General features: G+C 71.0%; 12 protein-coding genes. 5 read left to right on the top strand and 7 right to left on the bottom strand.

Going from position 1 to position 14943, the window contains the following annotated elements:
- Window positions 1–33: 33 nt before the first annotated feature.
- The 5 genes from AB0D27_RS20260 to AB0D27_RS20240 all read right to left on the bottom strand — a co-directional run bounded on the left by AB0D27_RS20260 (window position 34) and on the right by AB0D27_RS20240 (window position 6922).
- Window positions 34–1083, bottom strand: a complete 1050-nt coding sequence (locus AB0D27_RS20260) for an ABC transporter substrate-binding protein (protein WP_362510321.1) — start codon at window positions 1081–1083, stop codon at window positions 34–36.
- Between the two features lie 142 nt (window positions 1084–1225).
- Window positions 1226–2386: an acyl-CoA dehydrogenase family protein gene (locus AB0D27_RS20255; RefSeq protein WP_362510373.1), complete on the bottom strand. Its 1161-nt coding sequence runs from the start codon at window positions 2384–2386 to the stop codon at window positions 1226–1228.
- A gap of 11 nt (window positions 2387–2397) precedes the next feature.
- Window positions 2398–3354, bottom strand: a complete 957-nt coding sequence (locus tag AB0D27_RS20250) for a hydroxymethylglutaryl-CoA lyase (protein ID WP_362510319.1) — start codon at window positions 3352–3354, stop codon at window positions 2398–2400.
- Window positions 3351–5291 carry an acetyl/propionyl/methylcrotonyl-CoA carboxylase subunit alpha gene (locus tag AB0D27_RS20245; RefSeq protein ID WP_362510316.1) on the bottom strand — a complete coding sequence of 647 codons (1941 nt, stop codon included), beginning with the start codon at window positions 5289–5291 and terminating at the stop codon, window positions 3351–3353. Before AB0D27_RS20245 ends, AB0D27_RS20250 begins: the two co-directional genes overlap by 4 nt.
- 14 nt (window positions 5292–5305) lie before the next feature.
- Window positions 5306–6922 (bottom strand): carboxyl transferase domain-containing protein, encoded by a 1617-nt coding sequence (locus AB0D27_RS20240; protein WP_362510314.1) that lies wholly within the window; start codon window positions 6920–6922, stop codon window positions 5306–5308.
- A gap of 96 nt (window positions 6923–7018) precedes the next feature.
- Between AB0D27_RS20240 and AB0D27_RS20235 the strand changes: the two genes are divergently transcribed.
- The 4 genes from AB0D27_RS20235 to AB0D27_RS20220 all read left to right on the top strand — a co-directional run bounded on the left by AB0D27_RS20235 (window position 7019) and on the right by AB0D27_RS20220 (window position 10550).
- A complete protein-coding gene (locus AB0D27_RS20235; RefSeq protein WP_362510311.1) occupies window positions 7019–7609 on the top strand; it encodes a TetR/AcrR family transcriptional regulator in 591 nt (196 codons plus the stop codon).
- Window positions 7610–7710: 101 nt separating this feature from the next.
- Window positions 7711–8868 (top strand): acyl-CoA dehydrogenase family protein, encoded by a 1158-nt coding sequence (locus AB0D27_RS20230; RefSeq protein WP_362510310.1) that lies wholly within the window; start codon window positions 7711–7713, stop codon window positions 8866–8868.
- Window positions 8869–8902: 34 nt separating this feature from the next.
- Window positions 8903–9775 carry an acyl-CoA thioesterase II gene (tesB, locus tag AB0D27_RS20225; protein ID WP_362510307.1) on the top strand — a complete coding sequence of 291 codons (873 nt, stop codon included), beginning with the start codon at window positions 8903–8905 and terminating at the stop codon, window positions 9773–9775.
- A gap of 97 nt (window positions 9776–9872) precedes the next feature.
- A complete protein-coding gene (locus AB0D27_RS20220; protein ID WP_362510304.1) occupies window positions 9873–10550 on the top strand; it encodes a maleylpyruvate isomerase N-terminal domain-containing protein in 678 nt (225 codons plus the stop codon).
- Here AB0D27_RS20220 and AB0D27_RS20215 read toward each other — a convergent pair.
- Window positions 10547–11335 (bottom strand): phosphatase, encoded by a 789-nt coding sequence (locus tag AB0D27_RS20215; RefSeq protein WP_362510301.1) that lies wholly within the window; start codon window positions 11333–11335, stop codon window positions 10547–10549. The two genes, AB0D27_RS20220 and AB0D27_RS20215, sit on opposite strands and share 4 nt — an antisense overlap.
- Window positions 11336–11463: 128 nt before the next feature.
- Window positions 11464–13254, bottom strand: a complete 1791-nt coding sequence (locus tag AB0D27_RS20210; RefSeq protein ID WP_362510298.1) for a PucR family transcriptional regulator ligand-binding domain-containing protein — start codon at window positions 13252–13254, stop codon at window positions 11464–11466.
- 183 nt (window positions 13255–13437) lie between these two features.
- Between AB0D27_RS20210 and AB0D27_RS20205 the strand changes: the two genes are divergently transcribed.
- Window positions 13438–14898 (top strand): sodium:solute symporter, encoded by a 1461-nt coding sequence (locus tag AB0D27_RS20205; RefSeq protein ID WP_362510295.1) that lies wholly within the window; start codon window positions 13438–13440, stop codon window positions 14896–14898.
- Window positions 14899–14943: the final 45 nt, after the last annotated feature.

The following is a 14943-nucleotide window of genomic DNA, read 5'->3' as shown; positions in this document are numbered from 1 at the left end:
TGAGTGCTCCTGAGTGTCAGGAAGGGGTGGGGGTCAGCTGACCTTCTTCGCGTTCTCGATGGCTTCGGCGAGGTTGTCGAGGATCGGGGTGCACTTGTCGTACGACAGGATCGGCTCGGGAGTGCGCGCGATGACCTGGCCGGCCTTGACGGCGGGCAGCTTCTTCCAGGTGGCCTCGGTGATGTCGGCCGGCTGGATGGTCGAGGAGCGGTCGTCCATGACGATGACGTCCGCCGGGTACTTGTCGACGTTCTCCCAGCTCAGGTTCTCGAACCAGCCGCCGCTGGCCTTGAGGGCCTTGGCGGAGGGCTCGACGAGGTTCACGCCGAGCGCCCTGAAGTACTCCAGGTCGACGGAGAGGTTCGAACCGGAGACGTAGAAGATGTCCTGGCTCGCGGAACCGGCGAGGACCTTGATCTCGGGACGCGCCTTCGCGGCCTTGCGCAGGCGCTCGGCGGCCGTCTCGAACTTCTTCTTCGCCTCGGTGATCTTCGCGGACTTCACATCGGCGCCGAGCGACTCGGCGAGCGCGAGCATCCGCTCCAGAGGCTTCGGCAGCTGGACGTCGTACACGGAGATGCCGACGCTCGGGGCCAGCTTGAGGATCTTGTCCTTGGACTCCTCGGGGACGTACCAGAGGGTGCCCGCGTCGTCGAACATCGTCGAGACCAGGACGTCGGGCGCGAGGCCCGCGTACTTCTCGATGTTGAACTGGCCCCACTCGTTGCCGAGGATCGTCACCTTGCTGATGTCCATGTCGCCGGCCTGGACATCGGCCTTGCCGTCCTTGGTCTTCGTGGGGCCGAAGACGCCCTTGACCTCGATGCCGTAGTCGTACAGCGCGGCGGCGACACCGGTGAAGGCGACGATGTTCGCCGGAGCCTTGTCCAGCTTCACCGTCGTGCCGCGGTCGTCCTTGAACGTCCAGGGGCCGGACTTCTCGGCGGCCTTCGTCGAGCCCGAGCCACCGCTTTTCGCGTCGTTGTCGTCACCGCAGGCGGCGAGGACGGCACCGAGGCCGAGGGCGCCGCCCGCGGCGAGGATGCCGCGACGGGTGAGGTGGGTGGCACGGGTGTTGGGCATGAGTGTGGCTGCTTTCGGCACGGGGCGGAGCGCCCGCCGGACAAGTTCGAAGGTAGGTTAGCCTAACCTCAGTACTTGTCCAGGGGGCGGGCGCCGCTCGCCCGAGCCGGTGGGCGGCCCGTGCCGCCGCCGGTACGGCGGGTCAGCCGACGAGCCCCAACTCCCGTGCGATCAGCATCCGCTGAACCTCGCTGGTGCCCTCGCCGATCTCCAGGATCTTGGAGTCGCGCCACATACGGGCCACCGGGTACTCGTTCATGAAGCCGTAGCCGCCGTGCACCTGGGTGGCGTCGCGGGCGTTGTCGACGGCGATGGTGGAGGAGTACAGCTTGGCGAGGGCGGCCTCCTTCTTGAAGGGTTCGCCGGAGACCAGGCGGGAGGCGGCGTCGCGCCAGGCGAGGCGGGCCGTGTGGGCCTTCATCTCCATGTCCGCGATCTTGAACTGGATCGCCTGGTTCGCGCCGATCGGACGCCCGAACGCGTGCCGCTCCTTGGCGTACTTGACGGATTCGTCCACGCAGCCCTGCGCCAGACCCGTGGCCAGCGCGGCGATGGCGATACGGCCCTCGTCCAGGATGCGGAGGAACTGCGCGTAACCGCGGCCCTTCTCGCCGAGCAGGTTCGCCGCCGGTACGCGTACGTCGGAGAAGGACAGCTCACGGGTGTCCGAGGCGTTCCAGCCGACCTTCGAGTAGGGCGCGGCGACCGTGAAGCCGGGGGTGCCGGACGGGACGATGATCGCGGAGATGAGGGGCTTGCCCTCCGGGGTGCGACCCGTGACCGCGGTGACCGTCACCAACCCCGTGATGTCCGTGCCCGAGTTGGTGATGAAGCACTTCGTGCCGTTGATCACCCACTCGTTCGTCTCGGGGTCGAGCCGCGCCGTCGTACGGGTCGCGCCCGCGTCCGAGCCGCCGTCCGGCTCGGTCAGCCCGAACGCGCCGAGGATCTCGCCGGAACACAGGCGGGGCAGCCACTCGGCCTTCTGCGCCTCGGTGCCGAAGAGGTGGATCGGCATGGCGCCCAGGGAGACGCCCGCCTCCAGGGTGATGGCCACGGACGAGTCGACCCGGGCCAGCTCCTCAAGGGCGATGCCGAGGGCGAGATAGTCGCCGCCCATGCCGCCGTACTCCTCGGGGAACGGCAGCCCGAACAGGCCCATGCGGCCCATCTCGCGCACGATCTCGTACGGGAACTCGTGCCGCTCGTAGAAGTCGCCGATCTTCGGCGCCACGACATCGTGCGCGAACTCCTCGACCGTACGGCGGAGTTCTTCGAGTTCGGGGGAGAGGCGGTGGTCCAGGGACATGGGGATCACTCCTGGTGGGACTGTGTCGTTTTACCGAGTGCTTTGACGGTGCGGGACGGGCTGGGTCGGCCCAGTTGTCCGGCCATCCACACGCTGGTGGCGGTGAGGCGGCCGAGGTCTACCCCGGTGTCGATACCGAGGCCCTGGAGCATCCATACGAGATCTTCGGTGGCGAGGTTGCCGGTCGCGGACTTCGCGTAAGGGCAGCCGCCGAGGCCGCCCGCGGAGGCGTCGACGGTGGTGACTCCGTGCTGGAGCGCGGCCAGGGTGTTGGCGAGCGCCTGGCCGTAGGTGTCGTGGAAGTGCACGCCGAGGGCGTTCGTCGGCACGCCGTCCTCGTTCAGCGCGGCGAGGAGTTCGAGGACATGGCCCGGCGTCGCCACGCCGATCGTGTCGCCGAGGCTCAGTTCGTCGCAGCCCATGTCCCTCAGGGACTTGCAGACGCGGACGACCTGGTGGATGGGGACGGCGCCCTCCCAGGGGTCGCCGAAGCACATGGACAGGTAGCCGCGGACGTGCACCTTGTCGGCTTTGGCTCGGGCCACCACCGGCTCGAACATGGCGAGCGCCTCGTCGACGCTCCTGTTGAGGTTGGCCTTCGCGAAGGACTCCGTCGCGCTGGCGAAGACGGCGATGCGCCGGGCGCCGAGGGCGAGGGCGCGGTCGAGTCCTCGCTCGTTCGGTACGAGGACGGGGAGGTGGACGCCCGGGATGTCCCGCAGGAGCGGGAAGAGCTGCTCCGCGTCCGCCAGTTGGGGCACCCACTTCGGGTGGACGAAGCTGGTGGCCTCGATGGTGGTCAGGCCCGCGTCGGCGAGGCGCCGGACGAACTCCGCCTTGACCTCCGTCGGGACGGTCGCCTTCTCGTTCTGCAGTCCGTCGCGCGCGCCGACCTCGTGGATCCGCACCCGCGCGGGGAGACCCTGGGCGGGCACGGCCATGGGCAGTTGCTGAACGGTCATTCCGCCTCCTCGTGCGGCGCGATGACGGCCAGCACCTGGTCCATGGCGACCGTCGTGCCCGGGGTGACGTCCAGCTCGCTGACGGTCCCGGCGTGCGGCGCGGAGATGACGTGCTCCATCTTCATCGCCTCCACCACCAACAGGCTCTGTCCGACGGCCACTTCATCGCCCACGGCGACCTTCACGACGGTCACCGTGCCGGGCATGGGCGCGGTCAGCGAGTCGGCCCCGGAGTGCGCGGCCCCGGTGAGGGACGCGGCCACGGGGTCGTGGTCGCGCACGTGCCAGGCGTCGCCGTCGCGGCCGATCCAGTCGCCGGCCCGGTGGAAGGTGTGGCGCACGCCGTCGAGCGTGACGGAGACCTTGTCCTCGGTGACCGTGTGGGTGCCCCGAGGGTGGTGAGTGACGGGTTCGAGTCCCGGCACTCGCAGGGGGAAACCGAGAGGTGCCGGCTCGCCGCCCAGCCGCCATCCGGTGGGCACCGAGAAGGGGTCGGTCCAGCCGTCGCCGTCGGTTCGCGGGGCGAGCCCCGCCAGGCGCACCGCAGCCGCCGCCTCGTACACCTCCTCCGGTACGTCGGTGGAGACCAGGAAGTCGGCCTCCCGCTCGACCAGCCCCGTGTCCAACTCCCCCGCCACCACCGCCGGATGGGCCAGCAGCCGCCGCAGGAACCCCGCGTTCGTCTGCACCCCCAGTGTGACCGTCCCGGCGAGGGCGGCCCGGAGCTTGCGCAGCGCGGTCGGGCGGTCGGGGCCGTACGCGATGACCTTGGAGAGCATCGGGTCGTAGAGGCTGCCGACCTCCGTGCCCTCGCTCAGCCCGGAGTCGGTGCGGACGCCGGGGCCGTCGGGCTCGTGCAGCGCCAGGACCGTGCCGCCGGAGGGGAGGAACCCGCGGGCGGGGTCCTCGGCGCAGATACGCGCCTCCACCGCGTGCCCGGTGAGCGTGATGTCTTCCTGGCCGTAGGGGAGTTGCTCGCCCGCGGCCACCCGGAGCTGCCATTCCACCAGGTCGAGGCCGGTGATCAGCTCGGTCACCGGGTGCTCCACCTGGAGGCGGGTGTTCATCTCCATGAAGTAGTACGACGAGGGGTCGCCGCCGGGGACGATGAACTCCACCGTGCCGGCGCCCCGGTACCCGCAGGACCGGGCCGCCTGGACGGCCGCTTCACCCATCGCGGCCCGGGTCCGCTCGTCGAGGAGCACACTCGGCGCCTCCTCGATGATCTTCTGGTGGCGGCGCTGGAGGGAGCACTCGCGCTCGCCCAGGTGTACGACATTGCCGTGGCCGTCCGCCAGGACCTGGATCTCGATGTGCCGGGGGCGGTCGATCCAGCGCTCGACGAGGAGGGTGTCGTCGCCGAAGGAGGCGCGGGCCTCGCGTCGGGCGGCGGCGATCTCGTCGGCCAGCATCGAAGCGTCCCGCACCAGGCGCATGCCCTTGCCGCCACCGCCGGCGCTCGGCTTGAGCAGCACCGGCATACCGATCTCGCGCGCGGAGCCGGCCAGCTCCGCGTCCGTGAGCCCGCTGCCGGACGAGCCGGGCACCACCGGGACCCCGGCCGCCTGCACGGTTTCCTTGGCGCGGATCTTGTCGCCCATGAGGGAGATCGCGTCCGCGGGCGGCCCGACGAAGACGAGCCCGGCGTCGGCGCAGGCGCGCGCGAAGCCGGCGTTCTCCGCGAGGAAGCCGTACCCGGGGTGCACGGCCTGGGCGCCGGTCCGGGCAGCGGCCTCCAACAGGCGCTCCACCGAAAGATAGCTCTCGGCCGCCGGCGCCGGACCGATCCGTACCGCCGTGTCCGCCTCGCGCACATGCCGGGCATCCGCGTCCGCGTCGGAGAAGACGGCGACCGAGCGCACGCCCAGGGACCGCAGCGTACGGATGACCCGTACGGCGATCTCGCCCCGATTGGCCACAAGGACTGTCTCGAACATCTCGGGCACCCTCATCACATCCGGAAGACGCCGAACTGGGGGTCGCCCAGCGGCGCGTTGGCACAAGCGGTCAGGGCCAGCCCCAGCACCTGCCGGGTCTCCAGCGGGTCGATCACCCCGTCGTCCCAGAGCCGGGCCGTCGCGTAATAGGCGTTCCCCTGGCGCTCGTACTGCTGCCGGATCGGGTCCTTGAAGGACTCCTCCTCCTCGGCGGGCCAGGACTCGCCGCGCGCCTCCAACTGGTCCCGCTTGACGGTCGCGAGGACCGACGCGGCCTGCTCGCCGCCCATCACGGAGATCTTGGCGCCGGGCCACATCCACAAAAAGCGCGGCGAGTACGCCCGCCCGCACATCGAGTAGTTGCCCGCGCCGTACGAGCCGCCGATCACCACCGTCAGCTTCGGCACGCGTGTGCACGCGACCGCCGTCACCATCTTGGCGCCGTGCTTGGCGATGCCCCCGGCCTCGTACTGGCGTCCCACCATGAACCCGGAGATGTTCTGCAGGAACACCAGCGGGATGCCGCGCTGGTCGCACAGCTCGATGAAGTGGGCGCCCTTCTGGGCCGATTCGGAGAACAGGATGCCGTTGTTGGCGACGATCCCGACCGGGTGGCCGTGGATCCGGGCGAAGCCGGTGACCAGGGTCTGCCCGAACTCCGCCTTGAACTCGGCGAAACGCGAACCGTCGACCACGCGCGCGATGACCTCGCGTACGTCATAGGGGGTGCGGGAGTCGACCGGCACCGCGCCGTAGATCCCGTACGGATCCACCTTGGGCTCGACGGAGGACTCCACGGACCAGGGCAGGGGCCCGCGCGCGGGGAGCGTGGCCGCGATGTTCCGTACGATCCGCAGCGCGTGCGCGTCGTCCTCGGCGAGGTGATCGGTGACACCCGACACGCGCGCGTGGACCTCGCCGCCGCCCAGCTCCTCCGCCGTGACGACCTCGCCGGTGGCGGCCTTCACCAGGGGAGGGCCGCCTAGGAAGATCGTGCCCTGGTTCCGGACGATCACGGCCTCGTCGCTCATCGCGGGGACGTACGCGCCGCCCGCCGTGCACGACCCGAGGACGGCCGCGATCTGCGGAATCCCCGCCCCGGACATCCGCGCCTGGTTGTAGAAGATCCGCCCGAAGTGCTCGCGGTCGGGGAAGACCTCGTCCTGCATGGGCAGGAAGGCGCCCCCGGAGTCGACGAGATACACACAGGGGAGGCGGTTTTCGAGCGCCACCTCCTGGGCGCGCAGATGCTTCTTCACCGTCATCGGGTAGTACGTGCCGCCCTTGACGGTGGCGTCATTGGCGACGATCACGCACTCGCGTCCGCTGACCCTGCCGATCCCGGCGATGACACCCGCGGCCGGGGCCTGTCCGTCGTACATCCCGTCGGCGGCCAGGGGAGCCAGCTCCAGGAAGGGCGAGCCGGGGTCGAGAAGGGTGTCCACGCGGTCGCGCGGGAGCAGCTTCCCGCGCGCGGTGTGGCGGGCGCGGGCCCGCTCACCGCCGCCCAGACGCGCCGCGGCGAGCTTCCCGCGCAGCTCCTCGCCGAGCGCGCGGTGCGCCGCCTCGTTGGCCCGCCAGGCCTCCGACGCGGGGTCTGCCGCGCTCGTCAGCTCCGGTGCCTCGTGCATCCCGCGGTCCCCTCACCAGTGGTCCACCAGTTAATGAGCGTTAACGCATTTCCTTCAGGTTAACGAGCGCTAACCTCCCTGTCTAGAATTACTTTCATGGCCACGAGAACCGACACCCCCACCCGCCGCGAGCAGATCCTCAAGGAGGCTGCCCGGCTCTTCGCCGAGCGCGGCTTCCACGGCGTCGGAGTGGACGAGATAGGAGCGGCCGTCGGCATCAGCGGCCCGGGCTTGTACCGGCACTTCGCCGGCAAGGACGCGATGCTCGCCGAGCTGCTGGTGGGGATCAGCGGTCAGCTGCTCACGGGGGGCAAGCGCCGTGTGGCGGAGGCCGACGGCGACGCGGAGGCGATCCTCGACTCGCTCATCGAGGGGCACATCGACTTCGCGCTCGACGACCGCCCCCTGATCACCCTGCACGACCGTGAGCTCGACCGCCTCCGGGACAGCGACCGCAAGCTCGTACGCCAGCTCCAGCGCCAGTACGTCGAGCTGTGGGTGGAGGTCGTGCGCGAGGTGTATCCGGGGCTGACCGAGCCCACCGCCCGGTCCGCCGTGCACTCGGTCTTCGGACTGCTGAACTCCACGCCGCACCTGGGGCGCCCGGGCGCGCTGCCGGGGCGCGCGGGCACCGCCGCACTGCTGCACCGGATGGCGCGGGGTGCCTTCCAGGCCGCCGGGGCGTGATGAGCGTCATGGGGTAGTTGCTCTGGACGACCGTCGTGACCGGCGGGTAACCTGAGGTCTGAGCAAGCGCTTAGATAGAAACCCCAGTGGAGGTGGCGGCGGTGCGCCGTACTGTGTTCAACGAGGACCACGAGGCGTTCCGGAAGACCCTCCGGGCCTTCATCGAGGCCGAGGTCGTGCCCGTCTACGACGAGTGGTTCGCAGCCGGCCAGGCGCCGCGCGACTTCTACTACAAGCTCGCCGAGCTGGGCGTCTTCGGCATCCGCGTGGACGAGGAGTTCGGCGGCGCCGGCATCGACTCGTACAAGTTCGAGGCCGTGATGTACGAGGAGACCGCCCGCGCGGGTGTCTCCTTCGGCGGCTCCGGTGTGCACGTGCTGCTCGGTCTGCCCTACATCAAGGCGCTCGCCACCGACGAGCAGAAGAAGCGGTTCCTGCCGAAGTTCGTCTCCGGCGAGGAGATGTGGGCCCTCGCGATGACCGAGCCGGGCACCGGCTCCGACCTCGCGGGCATGAAGACCACCGCGAAGCTCTCCGAGGACGGCACGCACTACGTCCTCAACGGCGCCAAGACCTTCATCACCGGTGGCGTCCACGCCGACCGCGTGATCGTCTGCGCCCGCACCTCCGCCCCGACCGCCGAGGACCGCCGCTTCGGCATATCCCTCTTCGCCGTCGACACCAAGGCCGAGGGCTACTCCGTCGGCCGCAAGCTCGACAAGCTCGGCCTGAAGACCTCCGACACCGCCGAGCTGGCGTTCGTCGACGTGAAGGTGCCGGTCGAGGACCTGCTCGGCGAGGAGAACAAGGGCTTCTATTACCTCGGCGGCAACCTGCCCTCCGAGCGCTGGGGCATCGCCTTCGGCGCCTACGCGCAGGCCGCCGCCGCCGTCCGGTTCGCCAAGGAGTACGTGCAGGAGCGCACCGTCTTCGGCAAGCCGGTCTCGCACTTCCAGAACACAAAGTTCGAGCTGGCCGCCTGCCAGGCCGAGGTGGACGCCGCGCAGGCCGTGGCCGACCGCGCCCTGGAGGCCCTCGACGCCGGCGAGCTGTCCCCGGCCGAGGCCGCGAGCGCCAAGCTGTTCTGCACCGAGGTCGCGCACCGCGTCATCGACCGCTGCCTCCAGCTGCACGGCGGCTACGGCTTCATGAACGAGTACCCGATCGCCCGCCTGTACGCGGACAACCGCGTCAACCGCATCTACGGCGGCACCAGCGAGATCATGAAGTCGATCATCGCCAAGGACATGGGCCTGTAAGGTCCGCGAAAAAAGTTCACGATACAACTGACGTATGAGTCAGGCACTTGAGTCCCTGCTCGATCTTCTCGACCTCGAGCGGATCGAGCAGGACATCTTCCGCGGCCAGTCCCGCTCCGCCGTCGTCCCCCGAGTCTTCGGCGGACAGGTGGCGGCGCAGGCACTGGTCGCCGCGGGGCGCACGGTCCCTGAGGACCGTCACGCCCACTCCCTGCACGCGTACTTCCTGCGTGCGGGAGACCCCGGCGCGCCCATCGTGTACTTGGTGGACCGCATCCGCGACGGCCGCTCCTTCACCACCCGCCGGGTCGTCGCCGTCCAGCACGGGCAGCCGATCTTCCATCTCTCCGCGTCCTTCCAGACGTACGAGGAGGGCATGGAGCACCAGGCCGCGATGCCGCCCGCGCCGGATCCGGAGACGCTGCCCACGGCCGCCGAACTGCTGCCGCTGTACGCCGACGTCTTCGCCGACCCGGCCATTGCGGAACGCCTCCTGGAGGCCCGCGAGTCCGTCGACCTGCGCTATGTCGACGCGCCCCCGTACGGCACGGTCGGTGAGGTCCGCGAGCCGCGCTCCCAGGTGTGGTTCCGCACCAACGGCAAGCTCGCGGACGATCCGCTGCTGCACGTCGTCCTCGCCACGTACGTCTCCGACATGACGCTCCTCGACTCCATCCTGCTCGCGCACGGGCGCGGCGGCTGGGTCACCGGAGATGTCGTAGGAGCCTCCCTCGACCACGCGATGTGGTTCCACCGCCCCTTCCGCGCCGACGAATGGCTGCTGTACGACCAGGAGTCGCCGTCCGCGTCGGGCGGCCGGGGCCTGGGCCAGGCCCGCATCTACACCCAGGACGGCCGGCTGGCCATTTCGGTGATCCAGGAAGGCGTGGTCCGCGTTCCTCGGTGACGGTTACCCGCGAGGCTGCCCCCGCCGGTCCGCAGCGATCCCGGCCAAAGGACCCAATCCGGTTGATGTGGTCCGAGCGCCGGGATTGGATGACTCCATGACAGTCACGGAAGAGACGTGGAACTGGCGTGGGGGACGGATCCGGGAGGTCTTCCTGGAAGCCGCCGGGACCGTCGCCGAACTGCTCGCACAACCCGCTGTCGCCGCCGCCTGGGACAAGCCCAGCGCGCTGCGCGACTTCACCGTCGGAGGCCTCGCCGGGCACACCGCCTGGCAGGAACTCGCCCTGCCGGAGCTGCTCGGGCAGCCGGAGCCCACGGAGCCGCTGGTGTCCCTGCGGGAGTACTACCTGAACCGGGTGACCTGGCTGGACGCCGGTGTCGACGGCGCGGTCAACGTGCGGATCCGCAAGGGCGGCGAGGCCAAGGCGGCGGACGGGCACGAGGTGCTCGTGGCGCGCGTACGGGACGCGGTCGGGCAGCTGAAAGACGGGCTGCCCGAGGTGCCCGCCCTGCGGCCGATCCGGATGGGCTCCTGGGGCGACTGGTCCCTCGAACTGGACGACTTCCTGCTCACCCGGCTGCTCGAAATGGTCGTCCACGCCGACGACTTGGCCTGCAGCGTGGACCTGCCGACCCCTGACTTCCCGGAACGGGTGACCGCGCCGGTGGTCGACCTGCTGACGCGGCTCGCGGTCCGGCGCCACGGGACGGTGAACGTCATCCGGGGGCTGGCCCGCGCCGAGCGCGCCCCCGGGTCGATCGCGGGGCTCTAGGCAAGACCCGCCTCGGAGAGGAGATAGGCGGTCATCGGGTCGTAGTGCCGGGGGCTGGTGACGTGATCGTCCAGCGGGATCGTCACCTGAAGGGTGCCCTCGGCCTCGGCGAGGAAGAGCGCGGGGTCGTTGCAGTCGGCGTATCCGATGGAGTCGATGCCGAGTTGCCCGGCGCAGCCCGCCCAGCCGTGGTCGGCGACGACCAGATCGGGCAGCGGCCGTCCCTCCCTCTCCAGCCCGCCGAGGATGGCGCGCATCGGCTCGCCCGAGTGGGTGTGCCACAGCGTCGCGCCGTGCTCGAGCACCGCGACGTCCGCGAACTGGAAGACATACCCCTCGTCCGTCTGCAGTCCCTCCGGGATGACGACGATCTCGCAGCCGGCGGCGCGCAGGGCCGCGGCCGTGGCGCGGTGCACATCGAGCAGCCCGCCGGGGTGGCCGGTCGCGAACAGCACCCGCTGCTCGCCGTCCGCCGCCTTGCGCAGCCGCGCCGCCGCCCGCTCCAGGGCGTCCACCGTCAGCTCGGGGTCGATGGTGTCCTGCCCGTACCGATGCTCCGGGTCGTCGCTCACCCCGCACCGCTCCGCCATCACCGCGAGCACGTCCTGCTCGTCGGTCCACCGGTCACCGAGTTCCAGCCCGAGCCAGAAGTTGCGGTCGCCGTTGGCCAGCTTGCGGTAATGGGAGAGGTTGTTCTCGCGGGGCGTGGCGACATCACCCGCGATACGGGTCCGTACGAGATGGTCGACGAGCTCGGCGCGGCTGGGAGTCCCGGGTATCGGCATGTCTTCTATTGTGCCGGTGCGTTTCGCTCCGGGGGCGGGTGTCCCGAGCGCTGGGACGGGGGTCACTCGTTCGTGCGGCCTGCATATCACCCGGCTGTGACAACGGCCCGGGCCGAGGAGCGCGGTGCTCAGCTCTCCCGCAGCGCGAACCACAACTCCATGCGTACGTCGGGATCGTCGAGGTCCGCCTCGAGCAACACCGCGCACCGCGCGATGCGTTGGCGGACCGTGTTGCGGTGGACGGAGAGGGCCACCGCCGTGCGGTCCCAACTGCCGTGCAGCGAAAGCCAGGTGCGGAGGGTCTCGGTGAGGGCGGGGGTCGCGGCGATGGGAGCGAGGAGGGCCCGGGAGTGGGCCTTGGCGTCGGCCGGGGGGACGAGGTCCGCCAGGGCGGGGCGCTCTCCGTGACGCACCAGCGCGGAACGGGTCGCGCGGGCGCGGGCCAGCGCGCGGGCGGCCTGCGTGTCGGCCGCCGCCCACTCGTGCGGGCCGACCGGCGCGCTGACCCCGCACGTCCAGCCCTCCTGCGCGGTGGGCTCGCGGTCGCCGGGGACGAGGACGCGTACGACGTCGCCCGCCGCCTCGACCAGTGCGGAGCCCAGCGCCGCGCCCAGCGCGGACGCGGCTACGGCGTCCGGCGCGGGGCCGTCTCCGGCGGGGCGCGCGTGCACCACGACCCATCGCTCGGCACCGAGCAGCGGCGCCACGTCCGCCGGTGCGGCCCCGAGCAGAAGCCGCACCAGCGCCGCCGACCGCGCCGCCCCGCTTCCGCTCTGGTGTTCGCCGGTGAGCAGCGAGAGCAGCACCGCCGCGACGGAGGCGATGGTGTGATCCCCGGCCTCCCGGCGCGGCGCCCCCACCCCGAGTACGAAGCCCCGCCCGGCCCCGAGGGCGTACGCGGCAAGACGCACCCCGCCCACGGTGTCCGTGGCGGACGAGGGCACCGCGCCCTGCCCCTCCCGGGGCCGCACCACCCCGGCCAGCTCGGCGAGTGACCGCGCGATGGACGCCTGGCCGGCCGGTCCGGGACCGGCCGGGACCGCACCGCCCGCCCTCTGCCGGTCCGGGACCGGCTCGCCCGGGGTCGCCTGCCCGGCTGGTACTGGTCCGCCCGGCGTCCGGCCAGCCCCGGCGGCGAGTGCGCCGCGTCCCGGGGCGTCGGCCCCGGCTGGTACTGGTCCGCCCGGCGTCCGGCCAGCCCCTGCGGCGAGTGCGCCGCGTCCCGGGGGCTCGGCCGGGGTCGCCTGCCCGGCCGGCACCGGCTCGCCCGGCGTCCGGCCAGCCCCCGCGGTGAGTGCGCCGCGTCCCGGGGCGTCCACCGGCACGCGCCCCGCCCCCGCCAGTTCCGCTCCGTCCGGCCCGTACAGCACCGCCCAGCCGCCCACCCGCTGGGCCAGTTGTCGCAGCACGGCGGGTACCGGGTCCGGGCGGGCGGCGGCCGCCGCCAGGCTCTGCTGGGCCTCGGTGACCCGGCGGAGTTCGGCGAGGCGAGCCTGGGCCATGAGTTGCCACACCGCGCGTGCCACGCCCGAGAACGTGGTCTGGGGCGGGACCTCCAGCAGCGGGAGGCCGTAGGTGTCGCAGGCCGCGACCAGCGCGCGCGGGACCGTGTCGTGGACCGGGGCGAGGCCGAAGCCGAGGGCGGCGCCGCCCGCGGCGACGATGCGGGAGACGTAGTCGTCGAAGTAGGTGCCCGAGCCCGCCGCCTCCGGGATGTGGACCCCGGCCGTCAGGAGCAGCTCACCGCCCAGCAGATACGGGTACGGGTCCGCCATCTCCGAGGTGTGCGCCCAGTGGATCACCGTGTCCGGATCGGCGGGGCCCGCGATCTGCCGCAGGCCCAGGTCCTCCCGGGCCAGCAGAGCGGCGAGCGGTACCGGTGGGGTGGGTGGGACAGGCGGGGCGGATGTGTCCGGCATGGTGGACGTTCCCTCCATCCGGTTCAGCGACAGTGGATGAAACGTACACTTCAGAGTCGCTTTCCGGCCACCTAGGGTCAGTGCCACCGGCAGCCGCGGGTACGGGCGTATGTCCCCGCGATGAGCCACCGGACATCCCAGTTGCACGACACGCCACCGAGAGTGCGCGAAGGAGGGCCCCACATGGCCGTCGACTACACAGTGATCGTCGTCTATCTGGCCGGCATGCTGGCCATGGGCTGGTGGGGCATGCGCCGCGCCAAGTCCAAGAGCGAGTTCCTGGTCGCGGGGCGGCGCCTCGGGCCCGCCATGTACTCCGGCACCATGGCAGCGATCGTCCTCGGCGGCGCGTCCACCATCGGCGGCGTCGGTCTCGGCTACCAGTACGGCCTCTCCGGGGCCTGGATGGTCTTCACCATCGGCCTGGGGCTGCTGGCCCTCAGCGTCTTCTTCTCCGCCCGCATCGCCCGCCTGAAGGTCTACACCGTCTCCGAGATGCTGGACCTGCGCTACGGCGGCCGGGCCGGTGTCATCTCCGGCGTCGTCATGTGGGCGTACACCCTCATGCTCGCGGTGACCTCCACCATCGCGTACGCCACGATCTTCGACGTCCTCTTCGACATGAACCGGACGCTCGCGATCATCCTCGGCGGCTCGATCGTCGTCGTGTACTCCACGCTCGGCGGCATGTGGTCGATCACGCTCACCGACATGGTGCAGTTCGTCGTGAAGACCGTCGGTGTGCTGCTGCTCCTGCTCCCCATCGCCGTCGTCAAGGCCGGCGGGTTCGGCGCGATGAAGGCCAAGCTGCCCACCGCGTACTTCGACCCGCTGGGCATCGGCGGCGAGACGATCTTCACGTATGTGCTGATCTACACGTTCGGCATGCTCATCGGCCAGGACATCTGGCAGCGCGTGTTCACCGCGCGCAGCGACACCACGGCGAAGTGGGGCGGCACGGTCGCGGGCACGTACTGCCTGGTGTACGCCCTCGCCGGCGCCGTCATCGGCACGGCGGCCAAGGTCCTCTACCCGAAGCTGCCCAGCGCCGACACCGCCTTCGCGACCATCGTCAAGGACGAACTCCCGGTCGGTGTACGGGGGTTGGTGCTCGCCGCCGCCCTCGCGGCCGTGATGTCCACGTCCTCCGGCGCCCTCATCGCCTGCGCCACCGTCGCCAACAACGACATCTGGTCGAAGCTGCGCGGGGCCGTACGGCGGGACGGCGAGGAGCATGACGAGGTCAAGGGCAACCGTGCCTTCATCCTGATCATGGGCGTCGCGGTGATCTGTACCGCGATCGCGCTCAACAACGTCGTCGAGGCGCTGACCGTCGCCTACAACCTGCTCGTCGGCGGACTGCTCGTGCCGATCCTCGGCGGACTGCTGTGGAAGCGCGGCACGGCGCACGGGGCGCTCGCCTCCGTCGTCGTCGGCGGCCTCGCGGTGATCGGCCTGATGGCCACGTACGGCATCCTCGCCAACGAGCCCGTCTACTACGGGCTGCTCGCCTCGCTGGTCGTCTACGTGGCCGTCTCCCTGGCCACGCCCGCGACCGACGCCGTCGTACTGGCCGCCTGGCGCGAGCGCCTCGCGGGCCGTGCCCCCGAACCCTTGTCCGAGCCGGTCCCGGCTCCCCAGTAGAGTCGTATCAGTCGTACATACGCGACTCAGTCGTACATACGCGAC

The sequence above is a fragment of the Streptomyces sp. NPDC048415 genome (assembly GCF_040651675.1).
In the GTDB taxonomy this organism is placed as follows: Bacteria; Actinomycetota; Actinomycetes; order Streptomycetales; family Streptomycetaceae; genus Streptomyces.
This window is presented reverse-complemented; position numbering and strand designations above follow the sequence as displayed.

Coding starts and splice junctions, on each gene's coding strand:
- AB0D27_RS20205 (WP_362510295.1), top strand. CDS start 13,438: ATGGCCGTCGACTACACAGTGATCGTCGTCTATCTGGCCGGCATGCTG.
- AB0D27_RS20245 (WP_362510316.1), bottom strand. CDS start 5,291: ATGTTCGAGACAGTCCTTGTGGCCAATCGGGGCGAGATCGCCGTACGG.
- tesB (WP_362510307.1), top strand. CDS start 8,903: ATGAGTCAGGCACTTGAGTCCCTGCTCGATCTTCTCGACCTCGAGCGG.
- AB0D27_RS20250 (WP_362510319.1), bottom strand. CDS start 3,354: ATGACCGTTCAGCAACTGCCCATGGCCGTGCCCGCCCAGGGTCTCCCC.
- AB0D27_RS20240 (WP_362510314.1), bottom strand. CDS start 6,922: ATGCACGAGGCACCGGAGCTGACGAGCGCGGCAGACCCCGCGTCGGAG.
- AB0D27_RS20210 (WP_362510298.1), bottom strand. CDS start 13,254: ATGCCGGACACATCCGCCCCGCCTGTCCCACCCACCCCACCGGTACCG.
- AB0D27_RS20235 (WP_362510311.1), top strand. CDS start 7,019: ATGGCCACGAGAACCGACACCCCCACCCGCCGCGAGCAGATCCTCAAG.
- AB0D27_RS20260 (WP_362510321.1), bottom strand. CDS start 1,083: ATGCCCAACACCCGTGCCACCCACCTCACCCGTCGCGGCATCCTCGCC.
- AB0D27_RS20215 (WP_362510301.1), bottom strand. CDS start 11,335: ATGCCGATACCCGGGACTCCCAGCCGCGCCGAGCTCGTCGACCATCTC.
- AB0D27_RS20220 (WP_362510304.1), top strand. CDS start 9,873: ATGACAGTCACGGAAGAGACGTGGAACTGGCGTGGGGGACGGATCCGG.